This is a genomic window from Natronosporangium hydrolyticum, from assembly GCF_016925615.1.
In the GTDB taxonomy this organism is placed as follows: Bacteria; Actinomycetota; Actinomycetes; order Mycobacteriales; family Micromonosporaceae; genus Natronosporangium; species Natronosporangium hydrolyticum.
This window is the reverse complement of record NZ_CP070499.1, coordinates 1,116,247-1,136,693: the sequence shown is the minus strand read 5'-3', so window position 1 is coordinate 1,136,693 and position 20,447 is coordinate 1,116,247. Positions and strand designations below refer to the sequence as shown.

Here is a 20,447-nt window from a genome sequence, read left to right as displayed (position 1 = left end):
AGTAATGAACATGAGGCGCTACAGGAAAGCTTCGGCGCTGATGGCGGGCGCCGCGGCGACCGCCCTACTGGTCGCGGCGTGCGGCAACGGCGACGACAACGGCAACGGCGACGACACCGGTGCCAACGGCAACGGTGAGCGCGTCTGCGACGAGCCGGCCGACTCGAACTCCATCACTATCGGTGCCTTCAACGGTTGGGAGGAGGGCATCGCCGCGACGTACCTGTGGAAGGCTGCGTTCGAGGCGGAAGGCTACGACGTGACGGTGGAGTTCGCCGATGTCGGACCGCTCTACCTGGGCATGGCCCAGTGCGCGTACGACGTGGCGTTCGACGCCTGGCTGCCGGCCACCCACGAGGACTACTGGGACGAGCACGGTGACCAGATGGAGGACCTCGGGGTCTGGTTCGACGAGGCGCCGCTGACCATCGCGGTGAACGAGGACGCTCCGATCCAGTCGCTGGATGAACTCGCCGACGCCGCGGACCAGTTCGACAACCGGATCGTCGGCATCGAGCCGGGCGCCGGGCTGACCCGAATCACCCAGGACGAGGTCATCCCGACCTACGGCCTGGAGGGCATGGAGTTCATCGAGTCCTCCACCGCCGCCATGCTCGCCGAACTGCAGGGCGCGGTCGACCGCGGCGACAACGTGGTCGTGACCCTGTGGGAGCCGCACTGGGCGTACGACGCGTTCCCGATCCGGAACCTGGAGGACCCGGAGAACGCGTTGGGTGACCCGGAGCAGATCCACGCCTTCGCACGGGCCGACTTCACCGCGGACTTCGCGGAGGCCGCCGAGTGGGTGGGCAACTGGTCGATGACCGCCGACGACCTCTACTCGCTCGAGAACATCATGTTCAACGAGAACGAGGCCGCCACCGAGGATGAGTACGAGGCCTCGACCCAGCAGTGGCTGGACGAGAACCCGGACTTCCTCCCGAACATGACCAACTGACCTGACCGTCAGTAGTTCCCTGGTGGGGCCCGGCGCTACGGCGCCGGGCCCCACCGGTGGTTAGGGCTCGGTACCCGCCGCCGACCGTTGGTCCGGCGGCCCCGACAACTCCGAGCCCGCAGGCTCCCCCGCCTCCCCGCCGGCCGACCGGCGGTGTGCCCACAGGTAGAGCGCGCCTAGCAGCGCCCCGAACACCAGCAGCGATGGCCCCAGCACCGCGGCGCTCCAGAGGTCGATCAACACGCCGATCAGCGCCGGCGCCGCGGCACCGCCCAGCGTCCCGGCAGCGACCTGCATACCGACCACCCGGTCGCTGTGCGACTCGCCGACCCGCCGGGCCGTGGTCAACATGAGCAGCGGGAAGATCGGCGCCACGCCGAGCCCGATCAGCACCAGACCGGTGACGGTCGCCGGCGCCGCCCCCGGCAGCGCGACCACGGCGGCGCCGAGCACGATCACCGTCACACTGCCGACGAGCACCCGGTGGACACCGATCCGTTCCACGACCACCCCCACCAACAGCCGCCCCACGAACAGGCTCCCCCAGTACGCCGAGACGGCCACCCCGGCGAGCTGGCCGGAGACCCCGTCCACCTCCGTGAGCAGGGTGTACGCCCACAGCCCGGCGCCGGCCTCGATCGCCACCCCAACCGCGAACGCCCCCGCCCCCAGCCACGTCCCCGCCTGTCGCAGGGTGGCCACAAGCGGCGGCGGGCGGCGGATCGAGCGGGCGGTTGCGGGCGGCAACGCTGGACCGGCGGTGGCCGGTGCCGGCGGCCGGCCCTGCTCCACCCGGTCCGCTGCCCGGTCCCGCCAGGCCCGGACGGTCAGCGCGAACGCGACCGCCAGCGCCACCTGGCCCACCGCCACCGCCACGTAGCCGCCGCGCCACGCCAGCCCGACCGCGACCGCTGCGGTCACCACCAGCGGGCCGAGCGTCGCCCCGAAGCTGAAGCTGGCGTGCAGCCAGTTCATGTGCCGGGCCCCGAAGTGCCGGGCGGCGTACGCGTTGAGCCCGGCGTCGATCGCACCGGCGCTGGCCCCCAGCAACCCGGCCACCAGCACCATCGGCACCAGGCCCGGTGCGGCGGCGAAGCCCAGCAACCCGGTCGCGGCCAGGCCGGTGCTGGTGGCGAGTAGCCGGCCGACGCCGAACCGCGCGAGCATGAACCCGGCCGAGACGCTGGAGAGCAGGTAGCCGGCGGTCAACACCAGCAGCACGAAGCCGATCGCGCCAGCGGGGCGGTCGAAGTCGACGCGCATGTAGGGCCAGGCCACCCCGAGCATGCCGTCCGGTAGGCCGAGGCTGATGAAGCCGAGGTACGCCAGGAGTAGTAGGGGCATGAGCGACAATCCTGCCGTAGCGGTTCGCCGCGCCGGCAGGGCGCGGTAGGTTCAGAGGGTGGACTTCGTCATCCGGACTCTCGCGACAGCGCTGGCGCTATGGGTCGCCACGCTACTGCCGGGGATCAACCTGACCGGCGACACCGCAATCGCCAATGTGCTGACGTTGATCCTGGTGGCGGTGATCTTCGGAGTGATCAACGCCTTCATCAAACCGATCATCCAGGTCGTTGGCTGCGTCTTCTACGTCCTCACGCTCGGACTGATCGCGTTGGTGGTCAACGCGCTGCTGTTCTTGCTCACCGGGTGGCTCGCCGACGCGATCAACCTTCCGTTCGAGGTCGACGGGTTCTGGGCGGCGTTCTGGGGCGCCATCATCGTCGGCGTGGTGAGCTGGGCGATCACCCTGGTCTTCCGGAGCCGCGGCACCGCCGCTCGCGGCTGAACGAACCGCTGACCACCGGCGCTACGGCGCAACGAACCACCGCCCCGACCGGCTGAATTCGCAACCATCGGCGACGCGGCGCAAGCATTCGCAATGGCCAGCGCGGCGCCCGCCGCATACCGTGGCGAGTGCTACGACCGGACGGAGAGGTGCGACGATGACGGCTGGGCAGGGTGACGACGGCCAGCTGGCCGATGCGGTGGCGGCGGCGGAGCGCTGGACAGCGCACAACTACCATCCGCTACCGGTGGTGGTCGCCGAGGCCACCGGCGCCTGGGTGACCGACGTGTCCGGCCGGCGCTACCTCGACTGCCTCGCCGGATATTCGGCCCTCAACTTCGGCCACCGCCACCCCGCGCTGATCACGGCCGCCCAGACACAGCTGGACCGGCTCACCCTCACCAGCCGCGCCTTCCTGCACGACCAGTTCGCCGACTTCTGCCGGGGGTTGGCCGAGCTGTGCGGCATGGAGCTGGTGGTGCCGATGAACACCGGCGCCGAGGCGGTCGAGACCGGGATCAAGGTCGCCCGCAAGTGGGGCTACCAGGTCAAGGGAGTGCCGGAGGGCCAGGCCACGATCGTGGTCGCGGAGAACAACTTCCACGGCCGGACCACCACCATCGTCAGCTTCTCCACCGACAAGGATGCCCGGGACGACTACGGCCCCTACACCCCCGGGTTCCGGATCGTCCGCTACGGCGACCTCGCGGCGCTCGCCGAGGCGATCGACGACACCACCGTGGCGGTGCTGCTGGAACCCATCCAGGGCGAAGCCGGCGTGCTGGTGCCGCCGCCGGGCTACCTCCCCGGTGTCCGCCGCCTCTGCGACGAACGGAACGTGCTCTTCCTCGCCGACGAGATCCAGTCTGGGCTGGGCCGCACCGGCGCCACCTTCGCGCTGGACCACGAAGCCGTCCGCCCCGACGCGTACCTGCTGGGTAAGGCGCTGGGGGGCGGGATCGTCCCGGTCTCGGCGATGGTGGCCGACCGGTCGGTGCTCGGCGTGCTCCGCCCCGGCGAACACGGCTCGACCTTCGGCGGCAACCCGCTGGCCTGCGCGGTCGGCAGCGCCGTCGTGGAGCTGCTGCGCAGCGGCGAACCGCAGGCCCGCGCCCGGGAACTCGGCGACCACCTCCACCAACGGCTACAGTCGCTGGTCGGCCACGGGTTGGTGGCGGTCCGGGGCCGGGGCCTATGGGCCGGCATCGACATCGACCCCGGCCGCATGTCCGGCCGCCGCGCCTGCGAACTGCTCGCCGAACGCGGCGTGCTGGCGAAGGACACCCACGGGTCGACGCTGCGGCTGGCGCCGCCGCTGGTGGTCGAGGCCGCGGAGCTCGACTGGGCGGTCGATCAGCTACAGGCCGTGCTCAGCCACCGGGCGTGACCCGCCCGGGCAGCTCAGCCTGCTGACCCGACGGTCATCGCGGCATCCGCAGCGAGATCGTGGGCGCCTCCCCCATCACCGAGGCCGGCCGGGCAGCCCCGCCCTGGAACCGGTTCGGGCGGCCCAGCTCCACCCCCTGGAAGAGCTCCACCACGTCGTCGTTGCCCATCCCGTACGCCTGCCCGGGGCCGAGCTGCGCCGGGCCGGCCGGGGTCCGGATCGTCGTACCGTTGGTGCTGGTGTCGGTAACCACTAGCGCCTGCCCCCGCAGCTCCAGCCAGAGGTGGTTCCGGCTGATCCAGCGCAGCGCCTCATCCCCCAGCAACGGGCCCAGCTCGACTACGGTGCCGGTGGCGGCCGGCGAAGGCGCCCGGCCGATCACCACCGGTGACGCCTCGCGGACCACAAACCGGCCCCGCACCGCCCCATCGACCCGCACCGCGAAGACCCGGGCCGGTGGCTGCGGGCCGGCGTCGCGCAGCCGGGTGCCGTGCCGCGGACAGGTGGGTACGGCCGCTTGCAGCTGCGGCGGCGGCTGGCCACCGGCGGGGGCGCCGAACCCGGCACAGGCCGACTCCGGGCACTGCCACAACCGGACCAGCACCGGCGCGGCCGCCGGACCGGGGAGCCCTTCGGCGGCGGGGACCATCCCGGCCGGGGTCGGCGCTAGCAACCCCCGCGGCAGCCAGCGGTACTGCTGGGCGTACTCGGTGAAGCCGCGCCGGCTCACCACCGGCACCCCCAGCAGCTCCGCCACCGACAGCACCCGGTCGGCCGGGTCGGGCAGCACCTCCACCAGACCGTCATCGGCCCAGCGCCGCACCACCATCCGCTCATTGGAGGTCAGATCGAGGTCCGAGAGCACGGAACGGTCGGCCACCACGTAGATCGCGACCCCGTCCTCGGCCAAATATTGACCTAAGGCGTCCAACACCCGCCCGAGCCGCAACAGGGTCGCCGGCTTGCTGTCGTTGCCGTCGAGGTCGACCAGCCGCACCACCTCGGCGAGGTCCACCACCGCCCGGGCCAACGCCGGATCCAGCGTCAACCGCGCCTCGATCGCGTCGAGCACGTGACTGATCTCAAACCGCATCAGTGTGCTCCGGCGCTGACGTCCCGACCGCCCGCGGCCGCCACGATCTCGTCGATCCGGCCCGAGAGGTCAAGGTCGCGGGCGGTGACTCCGCCGACCGAGTGGGTGGCGCAGTGGAACGTCAGCGTCCGCCACCGGATGTCGATATCTGGATGGTGGTCGAGTTCCTCAGCGACCACAGCGACCCGGTCCACCACCGTGATCGCCGCTGGGAAGGTCGGAAACTCCACTGTGCGTGAGATCCGCGCCGGGTCACCGGACCAACCCGGCCGGGTCCCGAGCGCCGAACGCACTTCGTCGGGTGCGAGCAGCTCAGCCATGCCGCTGACCCTATACCTCCCATCCCCGGACAGCGCCGTGAGGAACCACCCTTCCCACCAGCGCACGCGACCGACAGCGACCCAGCCGGCCCGACAGCGCCCGCCAGCCGGCCCCCGCGCTCCAGCCGGCCCACCAGCTCAGCCGAGCCGGCGCAGCGCCGCCGCGGCCCGGGTCAGCTCCCGGCGGTGTCGCTCATAGGTAGCGGCCAACAGCAGCAACAGCGCACCCGCCACCGTCAACGGCACCCAGGCGTCCAACCGCTGCCAGACAAACGCCAGCTCCCGCAGCGCCGCCAGGATCGCCACCGTCGCCCCCACCACCACCGGCGCCTGCAGCCGCCACCGCACCCCGGCCAGCAGCACCACGACCGCGGCCAGCCCGACCAGCAGCCGCCGCCCGGGCGATGGGTCGATCACGGTGACCGCCAGGCTGGGCAGCGCCGCCGCGGCCAGCGCCGGCCCGTACGCCAGCCAGCTGCCGAGCCCGGACGAACCGGCCAACCGGCGGCGAGCCAGGTACCCGAACCACAGGGCGATCGCCGCCACCGGCAGCGTGTACGCCTCAACCGTGGTCACCTGCCAGGACACCACCAGCACCCACCACGCCAACAGCTGGCAGCCGGCCGCCGCCACCCACCCCGTCACCCGCAGCTGCTGCCGCCGCGCGACCACCGCGGCCAGCACCGCCGCCACCGCCAGCACCTCGAGTGCGGCCACAGTAGACCAGACGGTCGGCGACGCCCCGGCGAGGCCGGCGCCTGCCAGCACCCCGCCGTAGCCGAGGCCCGCCAACGTCCACCACCCCGAACGGCAACGGACCGCCGCGACCAGGATCGCGGCTCCCCCCATCAGGCTGACCGCCGGCACCGTCGGCCACGGTGCCTGCGCCCAGTCCAACGTCACCAGCAGCGCCAGCCCGGCGACTACCCCACCCGCCGCGAAACCGGTTCGCCACCGGCGGGTGGCCAGCCAGCCGCCGAGCAGGGTCACACCGGCCAGCAACCCCGTCCCGAGCGCCGCCGGACCGCTAGCCACCGAACCCCCACCGGCGAACAGCCCGGTCCCCGCCGGGGCGCCCGGCCAACCCTGGAACAACCAGGAGTAGGGCCCGAGCAGCACCGCCCCGAGCTGCGGCGCCGCCGCCGCTGCCGCGAGCAGCACCGCGGCCACCGCGATCAACCGGCGAGCCAGCGGCCACGCCCAGAGCAGCCACCCGGACGCCGCCGCGACCACCACCACCGACACCGGTAGCTGCCACGGGTACGCACCGCCCGCGACGGCTCCGAGTTCGGTACGGGCGGGGTCGTTCGCCGTCCGGAGCGCCGAGCCGGCCGACCCGAGCAGCCCGAGCGCCTGCCCCAGCAGCGCGTGCCCGAGCAGCCCGAGCGCGACCAGCCCGCCCACCCAGCGACCCGGTCGGGGGCCCACCAGGCGGGCCAGCCACCCCTGCTGCCCCGCGGTCGCCACCGCCGCCCCCGCGATCACCACCACGGCGGCGAGCTGCGCGAACTCCGGCACCGCCACGGCGGCCAGCCGGGCACCGGCCAGCGCCGGAACCAGCACTGCGCCAGCAGCCACCACCTGCCGCCAACCGGTCCGGTCCGCCGCCTGAGCCGTGCCGACCAGCACCACCACCAACCCGACCAGCAGCCCGGTGGCGATCGCGGCGGTGCCGAGCTCCGGCACCAGCAGGACCAGCCCGGCCAGTACGCCGCCCAACACCAGCCACGCCCCGACCAGCAGCCACCCCAACCCGAGCAGAATCGCTGAGCTGGCCGGCCGCGGATCAGGCCCCCGCCGCAGCCGCTCCACCAGCACCAGGTTGCCGGCGGCCAGCAGCAGCGCGAGCGCGGCCGCTCCGAGCGACTGCGCCGCCAGGCCGTCCAGCCGGCCGATCAACGTCGCCGCCAGCAGCGGTACCGACCCCTGGGCCAGCACCAACGCCACGAACCGGAGGCCGACCAGACCGCTGAGTCGGGCGTAGCCGAGGCTGATCCCGGCGACGCCGGCGAGCACCGCGCCCGCCCAGGTCGACCCGGCGACGAGGGTTACCATCCCCGCCTGCCACGCGGCGTAACCGTCGAGCAGCAGTACCAGCATGCCTACGACGGCGAGGGTTTCGGCGGTAGCGGGCAGCTGCCGCCACTTGGCCAACGCCGGCCCCAGCAGGCCGATGACCGTGGCGGCGGCGAGCGTCGCGGCCTGCCCCACCACCCCGTAGCGGCCCCACCCCACCAGCACGAAGACGACCGCCCCGATCCCCAACAGCCAGCCACCGGCGACGAAGAGCACCGTCTGCACGCTCCGGCTCGCCAGCTCCGGCCCGGGCCGACCCGGCGGCACCGCAGGTGGCGGAGGCACCGGAGCCGGCGGCACCCCCGGTGGCGGGGGCACCGGCGAGTGCGCCGACGCAGCGGCGGGTCCGGCCGGGTAACCCGCCGGGACCGCAGCGCCGCGCGCTGCCCGTACCTGGGCGGCGAGAGCGTCCCGCCGGGACCTTTCGGTGCGCAGCTGCTGCCGTACCTCGGCGAGCCCCCGCCAGCGCCGGTGCTCCTCCCCTGCCAGCTCGGCGACGCGCGCCGTAGCTTGGATGACCGCCGCCGCGATCGGGTCCGGCGGCCGACCACAACCGGAACATCCGGCGTCGAGGTCGGCCGGCGCCCGGCAGACCGGGCACGGATACGCCGCCGGCCCCGGCGTTGCTCGGAACTGCTCAGTCATACCGGAAATCATCGGCCCGGGAGCCGTCGGCCGGTAGCTGGCTGGTACTCAACCTGGCTGAGTACGAGGGCCTACTCCGCCGACCGGCCCGGCCACCGCCATCCCAACGTCCACCAACGGCGCGGTGGCGGCTCCGGCACCGGCTGATGGGAGCCGACCCATTCGTCGATCCGGCGCCACCAGTCGTAGAGCCAGTCGATCCGAGCCTGCCGGTCCACCGGCACCTCGTCCGGCGGCACCGACCAGAACTTCATCGTGATCCGCTTGTCCATCGGCAGCTCGCGCCACACGTCGGCGACGGTGACCATCCGCTCGAGTCCGGTGTGCGCCACGAAGACCACTCCAGCCTTCGGGGCGGCGTCCAGCGCGGCCAGCACCCCGCCGGGCTGCGGCGCCAGCACATGCCGCAGGTCCTCGGCCCGGCGGGCCGCGTCGGCCAGGCCGCGAGCGCGCAGCCGGTCGATCGCCGCCACCCGCCGGCGGGGCGTGAAGTTGCCTCCCTCTGGGAAGATCACCATCGCGTCGTTGTCGTCGAGGCCGGCGGCGAGCTCCGCGGCCATCGCCGCTATCGACCAGTCGCCGCGCCGATGCCCGGGCGCGACGAACTGGTTGGGCAGCCGGTTCAGCAGCACGTCCACCGCCGGGTCCCACTGCAGGGTGTCCTTCAGCACCACCCGGGGTTCGCGGTCGAACCAGTTGACCAAGGCGTGGATCAGGATGAACGAGTCTCCTGGCCCAGCATGCCGGCACAGCACCAGCTCCGGCCGGCCCGGCGCAGCGGTGTCCGGGTCCGGCCCGGAGATGTCGATCCGCAGCCGCAGGGTCCACCGCGCCTGCCAGAACAACACCGCCAGGCACCAGCCGGTCAACGCGTAGTGGGCCCGTTGGAACCGGGGCGCGCGCTTCTTCCAGCCGAGCCCGGACGCCACCCAGAGCCCGAACATCACCACCAGCGCGGCGGCGTTCAACACCAGGTAGAAGAGGCTGATCCAGAACAGTCGCAACGGCCGCAGCCAACCCGGCATCAGCGGCGACGCTGCCGCGGCCACCAGCAACCACAGCGGCAGCGTCGTCAACGCGAAGAACGCGAGCGCCACCACCGCCGGGGCCAGCACCACCCGGCGTACCCAGCGCGGCGGCGGAGCCATTACTCCTGCCCCAGCGTTTGCAGATAGCGACGGGAGGCGACATAGGCGCGGCTGATCCGGCGCCCCACCGCGGCCATGTCCCGGTAGGCCAGCGGCGAGTCGTCCCGGGCTTCCCCTCCGGCCGGCAGGACATGCGCGGTGACCCCGGGGGGCAACGCCGCCAGCTCCCTGGCGAACCGGTGCCGCCGGGCAATCTCGAACGCCACCTGCGGCACCTCCCAGGGTCGACGCGGCGGACTCAGCGGGCGCTCGATCCGGCCCACCTGCAGCACGAAGATCGTACCGGCGCCCAGCTCAACCGCCCTACCAATCGGGATGGAATTCACGATCCCGCCGTCGAGATAGTGCTCGCCGGCGACCCGGGCCGGTGGCAGCAACCCCGGCACAGCGCTGGAGGCGAGCACCGCGTCGATCACCGACCCCTCGTCGAACCAGTGTTCGGCGGCTCGTTCGATGCTGGCCGCGCAGCAGTGGAACGGCACCGGTAGCTGGTCGAACCGGCGCCCCGGCCCCAGCTCCCGCTCCAGCAGCCGGCGCAGCGGCCGGGGCGAGTGCAGGTGGGTACGGGCGACGAACCGGCGCACCTGCCGGGCCATCGAGTCGCCGTAGACCTCCCGGGCCTCCGGCGAACCCCACATCCGCACCAGCCGGTCGGTCACCTCGGCGGAGGGGTCGGCGGCGACCAGCGCCCCGTTGACCGCCCCGATCGAGGTCCCGACCACCAGGTCCGGCTGGTAGCCGGCCCGGAACAACGCCCGGAGCATGCCCACCTCGACCGCGCCGAGTACTCCGCCGCCTCCCAGCACGAACGCCACCGGCTTGTCGACCATCCTGCAATCCTGGCACGGCGGCCGGCAGTGCCCGCGACCGATCATGCTGCTGGGCCGCTCCGACCAGGTAGTCCTCAAGATCGATTTAACCTGCCGTTGACAAAACCACGTCGCTCGACGCAATCTGGAGGCCCCTCCCGATCTACGGATGGTCCGAGATGGACGCGTTAGCACCCGGCACCGTGCTCGGTCGCCGCTACCGGCTGCTGGACCGGATCGGCGTGGGAGGCATGAGCGTCATCTGGCGGGCCAACGACGAGATGCTCGAACGCGGCGTCGCGGTGAAGGTGCTCGCCTCGGACCTCGCTGCGGACGACCGGTTCCGGGCACTGGTCCGCACCGAGGCGCGCGCCGCCGCCGGGCTCACCCACCCGCACGTGACCGCCACCTACGACTACGGCGAGACCTTCAACGCCCAGGGCGAGGCCACCGCGTACGTGGTGATGGAGCTGCTGGACGGCGAACCGCTCTCGGCCCGGCTCCGGGACGGCGCGCTGCCCTGGCCGGAGGCGCTCCGGATCTGCACCGAGGTCGCCGAAGGGCTCGCCGCCGCCCACCGGCGGGGGATCGTCCACCGCGACGTCACCTCGGACAATGTCATGCTCACCACCAGCGGCGCGAAGATCCTCGACTTCGGCATCGCCACCACGGTCGGCGCGCCCGATGAGGACACCGACGGCATCACCTTCGGCACTCCCACCTACGTGGCCCCGGAGCGGCTCGACGGCCGCCAGGCCCGGCCGGCGACCGACACGTACGCCCTCGGTGTGCTGCTGTTCGAGACGCTGACCGGGTCGCCCCCCTTCCCCGCCGACACCTGGGAAGAGCTCGCGCTGACCCAGCGCGAGCAGCCGCCGCCGCTGCTCATCCCTGGGCTACCACCACCGGTGGTGAAGCTCTGCCTGCAGTGCCTGGCTACCGATCCGCAACACCGCCCGACCGCCAACCAGGTCGCCTGGACCCTCCGCCGTCACCTGCCCGGAGCCGGTCGGCGGGGCGCGTCCCGTACCCAACGCCTGGTCGCGACCGCCGGCACGGCCGCGGCGCTGGTGGTGGGGCTGGTGCTCGGCGCTACCGTGCTCGGCTCCAGCCACCCGCCAGGGTCCTCACCGGAGGCGAACGAGTCCGCCAAGGATGACCCCTCGGAACCCGACGGCCCGGCCGGCGCCCATCGGGCCGGTTCCTCGCCCGTGCCCTCGTCACCCGGACCGACCACGACCGAGCCGACCTCTGCTGGGGCCGACAACCAGCTCGAAGATCACGACCCAGCGGATCCGCAACGGCTGGAGCAGGACCCCGGGTTGGAGTCGGTCACCCTGCACACGGTGGGCGAGTTGGTCGACGACGGACACGCGCGCGACGACATCCGGGAGGATGTGGCGCTTGATCTGAACAACTTGATCAGCAACCTGCAGCGGGAGGTGGAGGCCGGGGTCACCGACCTGGCGTCGGCCGCCGCCCAGCTGCGGGACAAGGTGCAGATCCGAGCCGCCGAGGGCGGTATGAGCCCCACCTCGGCGGCGACCCTTGAGGAGGCGTTGGACCGCCTCACCGCCTGAGCTGGACGGCAATCCTGGAAAGACAGTTGCCAGTTTCGGCAATTGCCCAAACTGTAGGATGCACTCCACATAGATTCGCTGTCGAGTCAAATAGTGGACGCTTATTCTCTCGCTTGGTGGGCTGGGTGGGGATCTTGCGCCCGGAAAAGTCGGATATTCCGGGGTGCAAGATCCCCACCCAGCCCACCAAGCGCATCTGGACAGTCAGTTGCACGGATTGATCCATCTGAAGGGGTTGTGTCGGCGGTTTAGACTGCTACCCACCGAGCCAGCGCGACGGGAGAGCGCTCGGCTCGAGATCACACCATCATGGGGAGCTATCGATCGTGACTCGTAGAGACGCCCACCCGCGCCGGTGGCTCACGCTCGCACCGGCGGTCGCGCTCGTCGCCGCCACCGCGGCCTGCGGCGACGACGACCTCGACCTACCCGATCCGCCCGCCGCCCCGCCCACTGCGGCCACCGCCACCCCGACGGTCGACCCAGAGCTGCAACCCTTCGTCGAGTCATACGAGGAGGCACTGAGCGCCGTGGTCGTGGCGCACGAGGCCGGCGACCCAGAGCATCCCGACCTGCTCGCCAACTTCCTAGACCCCTCCGGTGCGCTAAACAACCTACAGAACACCATCCGGCGCAATGAGGACCACGATGTCTACTACAAAGGGGAGTTGGTCATCATCTCGGCAGAGGTGGCCGAACTCGACCCACCAGACCTCCCCACCGAGGCGACCATCGATTTCTGCATCGACTACAGCGGGTACGACCTGGTAAACAGGGAGGACGATTCGCCAGCGGGTGACGGCGACCCACTCGGCCGATACCCGGTCACCGCCCTCTTTCTCCTTGGCACCGACGACAACTGGTATGTCGTGGGGCAGAGCACTGATTGGGATGAGGAATGTTGATCAAATCATCGTTTGCTCGTCTATTAGTTCCGGGCTGCACAATGGCGCTACTGGTCTTGCTCGTCAGTAGCGCCATGTCCGAAGGGTCCGGGGCCGAGCAGTACCCCCTCCGCCATGACACCGCGCTCGCGGCCCAGGGAGATCACGCCGGCTGCACCGACAGTCTCGACCCGGAGTGCTTCGTCGGAGACGAGGACAGCCGTGACGACGAGGGTGGCGACAACGACCAGGGCACTCCGCGGGGCGGCGGCGACTCCGGTTGCTATTGGCACGCGAGCAGCGACGCGGTGCAGGTCGGCGCGGAAGTTTCGGAGCCGGGCGCGCTGATCCTGGTCGCCCAGTCCGACCTTGTCGAGATCCCCTGCGTCACCGACGACGGCGCCTTCTTCCTGGACGGCTGCTATTGGGGCGACCCACCAGCTGTGGCGAGGCGGCCGGCGCATGAAGATGGACGCGTGGATGGCGAGGACGGCCGCTGGTTGTGGGGAACCTGCCTGATCAGCGTCATCGGCGAGATGCCCACTCAGTCGTTCAACGTGAACTCGGCCGCCAACTGGCGCTGGTTCGAGTTTGGCGAGACCGCGGTGGCGATCGATCCGGAGACGGTCGCGCGGCATTGGCTCGCCCAGATCGACCTGGCGCCGGTGGAGTTCGAGCTGGCGCCGCCGGAGACCGGCGCCGGGCTGATCGGCCTGCCGGTATGGCTCGGTGTCGGCGACGACGAGGGCTCGTGGGGCCCGATCAGCGCCGAGCACTGCCTCGAGGGTGTCTGTGTCACCATCAGCGCTGAGGTAACCGAGGTGAGTTGGGACATGGCAGACGGTACAGTCTTCACCTGTGCCCGAGACCAGCATCGCGTGTGGGACTCCAGCCAGGACTTCCGCTCTCCCGGCGACAACTGCCACCACTACTACCACCGAGCCAGCCGAGACCAGCCGGGCGGCAAGTATGAGATCACCGCGACCAGCCACTGGGCCGTGACCTGGGAGGCCCAGGCGAGCGACGCCAGCGACACGCTCACCGCCGAGTCAGCCAGCTCGGTGGCGCTGCAGATCGATGAAATCCAGGTCCTGACGAGAAACTGACCAGCTCCGGTTGACGAGGCGATGAGTTGATGAGCCAGAGCAATTCCCCGATCAGCGCACCGACCGCTCCGGCGCTGCCGGGCGGGCCCGCCCACCCCGGTGCGCCAGCCGCCCCCATCCCCGCCCCGGTGGGCCCCCGCGAGCGCCGGGTCCGACTCGGACATTTAGCGTTGGCGGTCGCGCTGGTGGTCGTGGGCGCCCTCGGCACCACCTTCCTGGTCACCCTGGTCGCCGCCGAAGGGGAGTACCTCGCGGTCGCCCAGGATGTGAATTACGGCGCTCCGATCAACGAGACCGACCTCGTGGTGGTGCGCATGAGCAATCCACAAGGGGTGCAGCCGGTGCCCGCGAACGAGCTCGCCCGGGTGGTGGGCAACTACGCCACCATGCCGCTCGCCGCAGGCACGTTGCTGACCCCTGCGCACGTGACCGACCGGCCGCATCCGGGCCCGGGCGAGGTCCGGCTGGGGGTGTCCGTCCGCAGCGACCGGCTACCCGCCCAGCCGGTGCAGCCCGGCAACCTACTGCTGTTGGTGGAGACCGGCGGCCCGACCGGCGACAGCACCGAGGATCAGCCGGCCTCCTCCGCGCGTACCTGGGAAGCGATCGTGGTCGGCGTCGGCGGCGACGGCAGCGACTCCGGGCTGCTGGGCGGCGGTGGTGGTTCCCGGACCGTCACGCTGGACATCGTGGTTCCGGCCCGGGACGCGCCGGTGATCGCCGCGCTCGCCGCCGACAACGAGCTGTCAGTGGCGGTCATGCCCGGACAGCCAGGGAGCTGACGGATGGCCGTCATCGCCCTCGTCTCCGCCAAAGGCAGCCCGGGCGTCACCACCGCGGCGCTGGCGCTCACGCTGATCTGGCCAAACCGGTGTGTGCTCGCCGAATGCGACCCGGCGGGCGGCTCGGTCCAGGCCGGTTACCTCGCGGGGTCGCTCGCCGCCGACCGCGGCATCCGGGAGCTGGCCGTCTCCGAGCTACGCGGCGAGAGCCTGCGCGACCGGTGGTGGGGACAGCTGGTCGACCTGCAGCATCCGACGCTCAAACGGTTGCTTCTCCCCGGCATCAGCGACCCGGTCCAATCCGGAGCGCTGCGGCCGGTGTGGGACCGGTTCGCCACCTTCTTCGCCGAACTCGAACACCTCACCCCCGGCTACGACGTGATCGTCGACTGCGGCCGGCTAGCGGCCCCCAATACTCCCTGGCCGGTCATCAACCGGGCCGACGCAGTGTTGCTGGCGCTGCGCCCCTCCCTGCCAGGTATGGCCGCAGCCGTGCCGACGCTGCGGACGCTGCGTTCCCAGCTGGTGGAGCACGGCGCCGGCACCACCCCGCTGGGGCTGCTCGTGACCGGCCCCGGCGACCAGTCCGTCCGCACCGTCGGCCACGAGCTGCACAATCCAGTGGTGGCGTGCCTACCCGACGACCCGAAGACCGCGCGGGTGCTGAGCCACGGCGGCAACATCCGGATGAACTCCCCGCTGATGCGGGCCGCGGCGCGCGCCCACCCCACGCTGGTCTCGCATGTGCAGCACCGGCGGGCGGCCGGTGCCCAGCCCGATCCGGGGCAGCCACCGTCCGCGCCCGCCAGCCAGAACACCGGGGTGTGATCATGGCCGCCGACGAGCAACCGCCACCGAACCCGACCGCTGCGGCCGGTCAGGCCGCGCCGGCCGGCCACCGTCGAGTCGGCACTGCCCAGGTGTACGCGCACAATGGTGCCGTCGCCGCGTCCCCACCGCCGGTCCCTGGCACACCGCCACCACCACCGCCGGTCGTGGTGCCGCCCCCGCCGACCGCCGCCCCACCGCCCGCCGGCCCGCCGGTGGCCGCGCCGCCGGGGGTTGCCCCGCAGCCGCCCACCGCCCCGCCGCAAGCCACCGCCCCGCCGCCGCAAGCCGCCGCCCAACCGGCCGCCCAGTCCGTCGCGACCCCCGGGTCGGCGCCCCCGGGCCGGGGCACGCTCCGCGCCGACTTCGCCATCGTGCGCGAACTGCGCGACGCGGTCAGCACCGAACTGTCGCAACTGCTCGGCGGCCGACCGGTCGAGGCCCAGCAACGCCAACTCGAAGCCGAACGGGTCGCCGCCCGACATGTCCGGGACTGGGTCGACAACCAGCGGCGGGCCGGCGACCCGGTGCCGCCCGAGTACGAAGAGACGCTGCTCGACGCGGTCATCGCCGAGCTGCTCGGGTTGGGTCGGCTGCAGCTGCTGCTCGCCGACCCGGAGGTCACCGAGGTCCACATTCTCGGCCACGATCAGGTCCGGATCGAGTACGCCAACGGTACGGTCGTCGACGGTGACCCGGTCGCGGACAGCGACGAAGAGCTGCTCGACATCCTGCAGACCCTGGCTCGCCGGGCGGGCAGCGAAAAAAACCTTTCGCCGGCCAACCCCCACCTGTCGATGGAGTTGCCGGACCAACACCACAGCCGGCTCACCGCGGTCGGCTGGGTAACCCCTCGCCCGCACGCGGCGATCCGGCGGCACCGGGTGCTCGACGTCGACCTCGACCGCCTGGTCGAGCTGGACATGGTCAGCGACCTGGTCCGCGACCTCCTCAAAGCCGCCATGGCCGCCGACCTCAACATCATGATCGCCGGGCTGGGTGGCGCCGGCAAGACCACCCTGTTGCGGGGTCTCGCCTCCGAGATCGCCCCCAGCGAACCGCTGGTGGTGATGGAAGACCGGCGGGAACTCGGCCTGCACACCACCGGTCGCCACCCGTGGGCGATGTCCATGGAAACCCGGCAGGGCCACGGCGAGCTGGACGCGCGGGGCCGCCACCGGGGCGAGGTGTCACTGGCCGACCTGATCCCGGTCTCGCTCAGCCTCGGCGTGCTACGGATCATCGTCGGTGAGGTCCGCGGCGGCGAAATCGTGGCGATGCTGCAGGCGATGACCACCAGCCGGGGCTCCATCTGCACCATCCACGCCCGCAACCCGGCCTCGGTCGTCGACCGCGCGGTCGAGCTGGCGCTCAGCCACGGCACCGACATGACCGCCGAACTGGCGCAGCGCATGGTCGCCGGCGCGCTCGACCTCATCGTCTACGTCAACGTGGTCGACGAAACCAAGATCGGCGGCCGGAAACACCGGTTCGTTTCGCATGTGGTGGAGGTGGTCGGCGCTGGCGACCGCGGCCAGGTCGTCACCACCGAGCTGTTCGGACCCGGCTACGACGGCCGGGCGGTGCCCCGCCACCATCCGGAACGGGTCCGGGAGCAGCTGCTCCGGATCGGCTACGACAGCCGCTACCTCACCCCGTACATCGCCGCCGGGGACGGTGCCTGGCGACGCCCGTTGGCGACCAGGGCGGGGCGACGATGACCGGGGTGCAACTGCTCGCCGCCATCTCGGGCGGATTGTTGGTCGCCGGTCTGATCGTCTTCGTCCGCGCGTTCGCGACCCCCCGGCACCGCCCGACCGGCCCACCACCGTGGCTGGCCAAGGTGGCGACCCGGCTCTGGCGCGGCGGTGGCCGCAACCCCGAAGAGCAGCGGCGCTACCAGATCGGGGTGGCCGCCGCGGTGCTCGCCGGCTCGGTGACCTGGCTGGTCAGCGGGCTGCCGGTGCTCGGGTTGGTGGTCGCGGCCGCAGTGCCCGGAGTGCCCTGGCTCCTCGCTGGCGGCCGAGCCGAACGTCGGGCCATCGCCCGGGTCGAGGCGATCGCCGAGTGGACCCGGCGGCTGCGGGACGTGGCCGGCACCGGCGCCGGCCTGCAGGCCGCGCTGATGTCGGCCGCCTCGACCGCCCCGCCAGCGATCGAAGAGCAGGCGGGCGCGCTCGCCGCCCGGCTCCAGGCCGGTTGGAACGGCCGGCAGGCGCTGCTCGCGTTCGCCGACGAGATCGACGATTCGGTCTGCGACCAGATCGTCGCCGCGCTGCTGCTGCACCTGCGGGACCGTGGCGACCGGCTCGGCACCGTGCTCGGGGCGATCGCCGGCGCTACCGCCAAGGAGGTAGCGATGCGTAAGGAGGCCGACGCCGAACGCTCCTCCGCCCGGCTCTCCATCCGGTTCATGGTCGGCTTCACCATCCTGGTGGTGGTGGTCGCCGCGTTCAGCGGCGAGTACATGGCCCCATACGCCACCGCGGGAGGCCAGATCCTGATGGCGTTGCTCGCCGGCGTCTTCGTCCTGCTCCTGATCTGGGTGCGGATGATGACCCGGCCAGCCCGACTCCCCCGGCTGCTCGGGCCACCGAACCCGGAGGTGACCCGATGATCCCGGCGGCGATCGGCGCTGGCGGCCTGCTCGGCCTGGGCGTCTTCCTATTGGTGTGGCGGGCGTTGCCGGCGACGCCGGACGCCGGGCGGGCGCTGCACCGGCTCCACCCGACCGGGCTCGACCCGGTGACGCTCGGCGGGATGGCCCGGCGGCCCCCATGGTGGCAACGGGGGTGGCGGCCACCGGCTCGGGAGCTGACCCTGCTCGGCCGCACCCCACAGCAATACTGGCTCTCGATCGGGCTGTCAGCCCTGATCGGGTTCGCGCTGCCGTCGGTCCTCGGTGCCCTGTTCCTGCTGGCCGGCATCGGCGTGCCCTTCGTCATCCCGCTGTTGGCCAGCCTGGTCTTCGCCGCGATCGGCGGCCTCGCCGCGCACTTCGACGTGATCACCAAGGCGGCCAAGGCTCGGTACGAATTCCGGCGGGCGATCTGCTCCTATCTGGATTTGGTCAGTCTGGAGCTCGCCGCCGGCCACGGCCCGGTCGCCGCGCTGGAACGCGCCTGCGGGGGGGTCGACGGCTGGGTCTTCGAGCGGCTCCGGGAGACGCTGCTGCGGGCGCAGCTACAGCTGCACCAGCCGTGGGACGGCCTGCGAGAGCTCGCCGCCACCATCGACGTGCCGGAGCTCGGCGATGTCGGCGACATCGTCCAGGCCGCCGGCGCCGACGGTGCAGTGGTGCACGAGACGCTACTCAGCCGGGCCGAGTCACTGCGCGACCAGATCCGGGTGGAGGCGCTGGCGCGAGCCAAAGCGACCACCACCAAGCTCGACATACCCGGTGCCGCGCTCCTGCTGGTGCTGGCGGTGTTCATCATCTACCCCCTGCTCTCCCGCGTCGGAGCGCACTAGTCGCCAACAGGAAGGACGAAGACCATGACCCGGTTGCACCAGCTGACCGCCGCAGTGGCCACCCGGCTGCGGCAGTTGTCCCACCAACCCGACCGCGGCGACAGCCCGATCCCCTCGACCGTGATCATCATCGGGATGGCGGTGCTCGCCGTAGGCCTGCTGGTCGCGCTCGGCGCCTATGTGTCGGAACTGCTGGACAGCGCACCCACCATCCCCGACCAGAACTTCTGATCATGACGCGGATGCTCACGGCCGGGCCACGGGTGGCTCGGGGACGCATCCCGCGATCGGAGCGTGACCGGGGCGGGTCATCCATCGTGGAGCTGGCGATTCTGTGGCCGGTGCTGGTGGCGGTGATCTTCGGCGCGGTGCAGGTCGCGACGTACTTCACCGCCCGCACCGTCGCCCTCTCCGCCGCCCAGCTCGCGGTCTCGGCCGAGCGCCGCTATGACGCCACCCCCGGTGCGGGCCAGGAGCGAGCCGAGTCCTACCTCGCCAACTCCGGGGACTGGTTGGTCGACGCCCAGGTCGATGCCCCGGTGCGGAGCGACGACGAGGTCTTCGTGACGGTGCGCGGCGAGGCGCTGTCGATCCTTCCCGGCGTCACCTGGGAGATCGAGCAGACCGCGCGGGGGACGGTCGAGCGATTCACGGAGGCACCATGATCCGCCGGCGTGGCCTGCTGCGCCCGGACCGCGAGAGTGGTTCGGTCACCGTCGAGATGGCCATCCTCACCCCCGTATTCCTCCTGATCATCGTCGCGGCGATCGTGTTCGGCCGGACCGCGGTGGCGCTCAACGCCATCGACGTCGCCGCCCACGACGCGGCCCGGGCTGCCTCGATCAGTCGCAGCGAAGCCGCCGCCGCCGGCAACGCCCAGAACGCGGCCGCGGCGGCGCTGGCCGAGCAGGGGCTGAACTGCGCGCAACCGCCGACGGTCACCCCCCAGCTCAGCGGCTTCTCGCAGACCGGGACCGACCTGGCCTTCGTCTCGGTGACCGTCTCCTGTGAGGTCTCCTTCACCGACCTCGCCCTGCCCGGGGTACCCAACTCCTTCCAGTTGCAGAGCACCTTCGTCTCCCCCCTCGACTCGTACCGGGAGCGGTGATGGGACGCTCGTGGCCACGACTCCGCCGCCGGCTAACCCAACCCGAGGGTGATCAAGGCCGGGTCAGCGTCTTCATGGCGATCGCCTTCTTCGGCCTGGTCATGGTCTTCGGTGGGGTGGTAGACGGAACCGGCCAGCTGCGGACCCTGATGCGGGCCGAGAACCTCGCCGCCGAAGCGGCGCGGGCGGCCGGCCAGGCGGTGGACGTGGAGGTCGTTGCCGCACAGGGAGACCACCGAGTGAACGCCGCGCTCGCCGCCCAGTACGCCGAGGAATACCTCATCCAGGCGAACGAACGTTACGACATGCTGCCGCCCGCCGTGACCCTGATCGACGACGGCACCACTGTGCACATTGAAGTCCGGATGCCGTACCGCAACCGGATCCTCGGCCTGTTCGGGCGCTCCGACGTCGAGATCACCGCCACCTCCACCGCTGTCCTGGTCACCGAAGCCTGAGCTGG

The 20,447-nt window shown here is 71.8% G+C and carries 21 protein-coding genes; 15 read left to right on the top strand and 6 right to left on the bottom strand.

Going from position 1 to position 20,447, the window contains the following annotated elements:
- The first annotated feature begins 10 nt into the window (after positions 1 to 10).
- The gene (locus JQS43_RS05260; RefSeq protein ID WP_239677930.1) at positions 11 to 958 is read left to right on the top strand and encodes a glycine betaine ABC transporter substrate-binding protein; all 948 of its coding nucleotides are present in this window, start codon (positions 11 to 13) and stop codon (positions 956 to 958) included.
- Positions 959 to 1,018: 60 nt separating this feature from the next.
- Here the strand turns inward: JQS43_RS05260 and JQS43_RS05255 are convergent, their stop codons facing one another.
- Positions 1,019 to 2,302, bottom strand: a complete 1,284-nt coding sequence (locus JQS43_RS05255; protein ID WP_239677929.1) for an MFS transporter — start codon at positions 2,300 to 2,302, stop codon at positions 1,019 to 1,021.
- Between the two features lie 58 nt (positions 2,303 to 2,360).
- Between JQS43_RS05255 and JQS43_RS05250 the strand changes: the two genes are divergently transcribed.
- On the top strand, positions 2,361 to 2,747 hold the full coding sequence (locus JQS43_RS05250; protein ID WP_239677928.1) for a phage holin family protein: 387 nt from the start codon (positions 2,361 to 2,363) through the stop codon (positions 2,745 to 2,747).
- 157 nt (positions 2,748 to 2,904) lie between these two features.
- Positions 2,905 to 4,134 (top strand): ornithine--oxo-acid transaminase, encoded by a 1,230-nt coding sequence (gene rocD / locus JQS43_RS05245; RefSeq protein ID WP_239677927.1) that lies wholly within the window; start codon positions 2,905 to 2,907, stop codon positions 4,132 to 4,134.
- A 34-nt stretch (positions 4,135 to 4,168) separates the two neighbouring features.
- Here the strand turns inward: rocD and JQS43_RS05240 are convergent, their stop codons facing one another.
- The 5 genes from JQS43_RS05240 to JQS43_RS05220 all read right to left on the bottom strand — a co-directional run bounded on the left by JQS43_RS05240 (position 4,169) and on the right by JQS43_RS05220 (position 10,246).
- Positions 4,169 to 5,227 (bottom strand): FHA domain-containing protein, encoded by a 1,059-nt coding sequence (locus JQS43_RS05240; RefSeq protein WP_239677926.1) that lies wholly within the window; start codon positions 5,225 to 5,227, stop codon positions 4,169 to 4,171.
- Entirely contained in the window at positions 5,227 to 5,547 is a 321-nt protein-coding gene (locus JQS43_RS05235; RefSeq protein ID WP_239677925.1) for a 4a-hydroxytetrahydrobiopterin dehydratase, read from the bottom strand. Before JQS43_RS05235 ends, JQS43_RS05240 begins: the two co-directional genes overlap by 1 nt.
- 138 nt (positions 5,548 to 5,685) lie before the next feature.
- The gene (locus tag JQS43_RS05230) at positions 5,686 to 8,268 is read right to left on the bottom strand and encodes an SCO7613 C-terminal domain-containing membrane protein (protein WP_239677924.1); all 2,583 of its coding nucleotides are present in this window, start codon (positions 8,266 to 8,268) and stop codon (positions 5,686 to 5,688) included.
- A gap of 71 nt (positions 8,269 to 8,339) precedes the next feature.
- Positions 8,340 to 9,416 carry a 1-acyl-sn-glycerol-3-phosphate acyltransferase gene (locus JQS43_RS05225; protein WP_239677923.1) on the bottom strand — a complete coding sequence of 359 codons (1,077 nt, stop codon included), beginning with the start codon at positions 9,414 to 9,416 and terminating at the stop codon, positions 8,340 to 8,342.
- Positions 9,416 to 10,246: a patatin-like phospholipase family protein gene (locus JQS43_RS05220; protein ID WP_239677922.1), complete on the bottom strand. Its 831-nt coding sequence runs from the start codon at positions 10,244 to 10,246 to the stop codon at positions 9,416 to 9,418. Before JQS43_RS05220 ends, JQS43_RS05225 begins: the two co-directional genes overlap by 1 nt.
- A gap of 158 nt (positions 10,247 to 10,404) precedes the next feature.
- Between JQS43_RS05220 and JQS43_RS05215 the strand changes: the two genes are divergently transcribed.
- The 12 genes from JQS43_RS05215 to JQS43_RS05160 all read left to right on the top strand — a co-directional run bounded on the left by JQS43_RS05215 (position 10,405) and on the right by JQS43_RS05160 (position 20,442).
- A complete protein-coding gene (locus tag JQS43_RS05215; RefSeq protein ID WP_239677921.1) occupies positions 10,405 to 11,805 on the top strand; it encodes a serine/threonine-protein kinase in 1,401 nt (466 codons plus the stop codon).
- A 326-nt stretch (positions 11,806 to 12,131) separates the two neighbouring features.
- Positions 12,132 to 12,710, top strand: coding sequence for a hypothetical protein (locus JQS43_RS05210; protein ID WP_239677920.1), 579 nt, complete (start codon positions 12,132 to 12,134; stop codon positions 12,708 to 12,710).
- 74 nt (positions 12,711 to 12,784) lie between these two features.
- Positions 12,785 to 13,795, top strand: a complete 1,011-nt coding sequence (locus JQS43_RS05205) for a hypothetical protein (RefSeq protein ID WP_239677919.1) — start codon at positions 12,785 to 12,787, stop codon at positions 13,793 to 13,795.
- A 29-nt stretch (positions 13,796 to 13,824) separates the two neighbouring features.
- Entirely contained in the window at positions 13,825 to 14,577 is a 753-nt protein-coding gene (locus JQS43_RS05200) for an SAF domain-containing protein (RefSeq protein WP_239677918.1), read from the top strand.
- 3 nt (positions 14,578 to 14,580) lie between these two features.
- Entirely contained in the window at positions 14,581 to 15,405 is an 825-nt protein-coding gene (locus JQS43_RS05195) for a CpaE/TadZ family protein (protein WP_239677917.1), read from the top strand.
- Positions 15,406 to 15,407: 2 nt separating this feature from the next.
- Positions 15,408 to 17,126 carry a TadA family conjugal transfer-associated ATPase gene (locus tag JQS43_RS05190; protein ID WP_239677916.1) on the top strand — a complete coding sequence of 573 codons (1,719 nt, stop codon included), beginning with the start codon at positions 15,408 to 15,410 and terminating at the stop codon, positions 17,124 to 17,126.
- Positions 17,087 to 18,022: a type II secretion system F family protein gene (locus JQS43_RS05185; protein ID WP_420847680.1), complete on the top strand. Its 936-nt coding sequence runs from the start codon at positions 17,087 to 17,089 to the stop codon at positions 18,020 to 18,022. The genes JQS43_RS05190 and JQS43_RS05185 overlap by 40 nt, the downstream gene beginning before the upstream one ends.
- The gene (locus JQS43_RS05180; RefSeq protein WP_239677914.1) at positions 18,019 to 18,876 is read left to right on the top strand and encodes a type II secretion system F family protein; all 858 of its coding nucleotides are present in this window, start codon (positions 18,019 to 18,021) and stop codon (positions 18,874 to 18,876) included. Before JQS43_RS05185 ends, JQS43_RS05180 begins: the two co-directional genes overlap by 4 nt.
- A gap of 24 nt (positions 18,877 to 18,900) precedes the next feature.
- Positions 18,901 to 19,107 (top strand): hypothetical protein, encoded by a 207-nt coding sequence (locus JQS43_RS05175; protein WP_239677913.1) that lies wholly within the window; start codon positions 18,901 to 18,903, stop codon positions 19,105 to 19,107.
- A gap of 86 nt (positions 19,108 to 19,193) precedes the next feature.
- Positions 19,194 to 19,541 (top strand): TadE family protein, encoded by a 348-nt coding sequence (locus JQS43_RS05170; RefSeq protein WP_239677912.1) that lies wholly within the window; start codon positions 19,194 to 19,196, stop codon positions 19,539 to 19,541.
- Positions 19,538 to 19,984: a TadE family protein gene (locus tag JQS43_RS05165; protein ID WP_239677911.1), complete on the top strand. Its 447-nt coding sequence runs from the start codon at positions 19,538 to 19,540 to the stop codon at positions 19,982 to 19,984. The genes JQS43_RS05170 and JQS43_RS05165 overlap by 4 nt, the downstream gene beginning before the upstream one ends.
- On the top strand, positions 19,984 to 20,442 hold the full coding sequence (locus tag JQS43_RS05160; protein ID WP_239677910.1) for a pilus assembly protein TadG-related protein: 459 nt from the start codon (positions 19,984 to 19,986) through the stop codon (positions 20,440 to 20,442). The genes JQS43_RS05165 and JQS43_RS05160 overlap by 1 nt, the downstream gene beginning before the upstream one ends.
- Positions 20,443 to 20,447 lie beyond the last annotated feature (5 nt).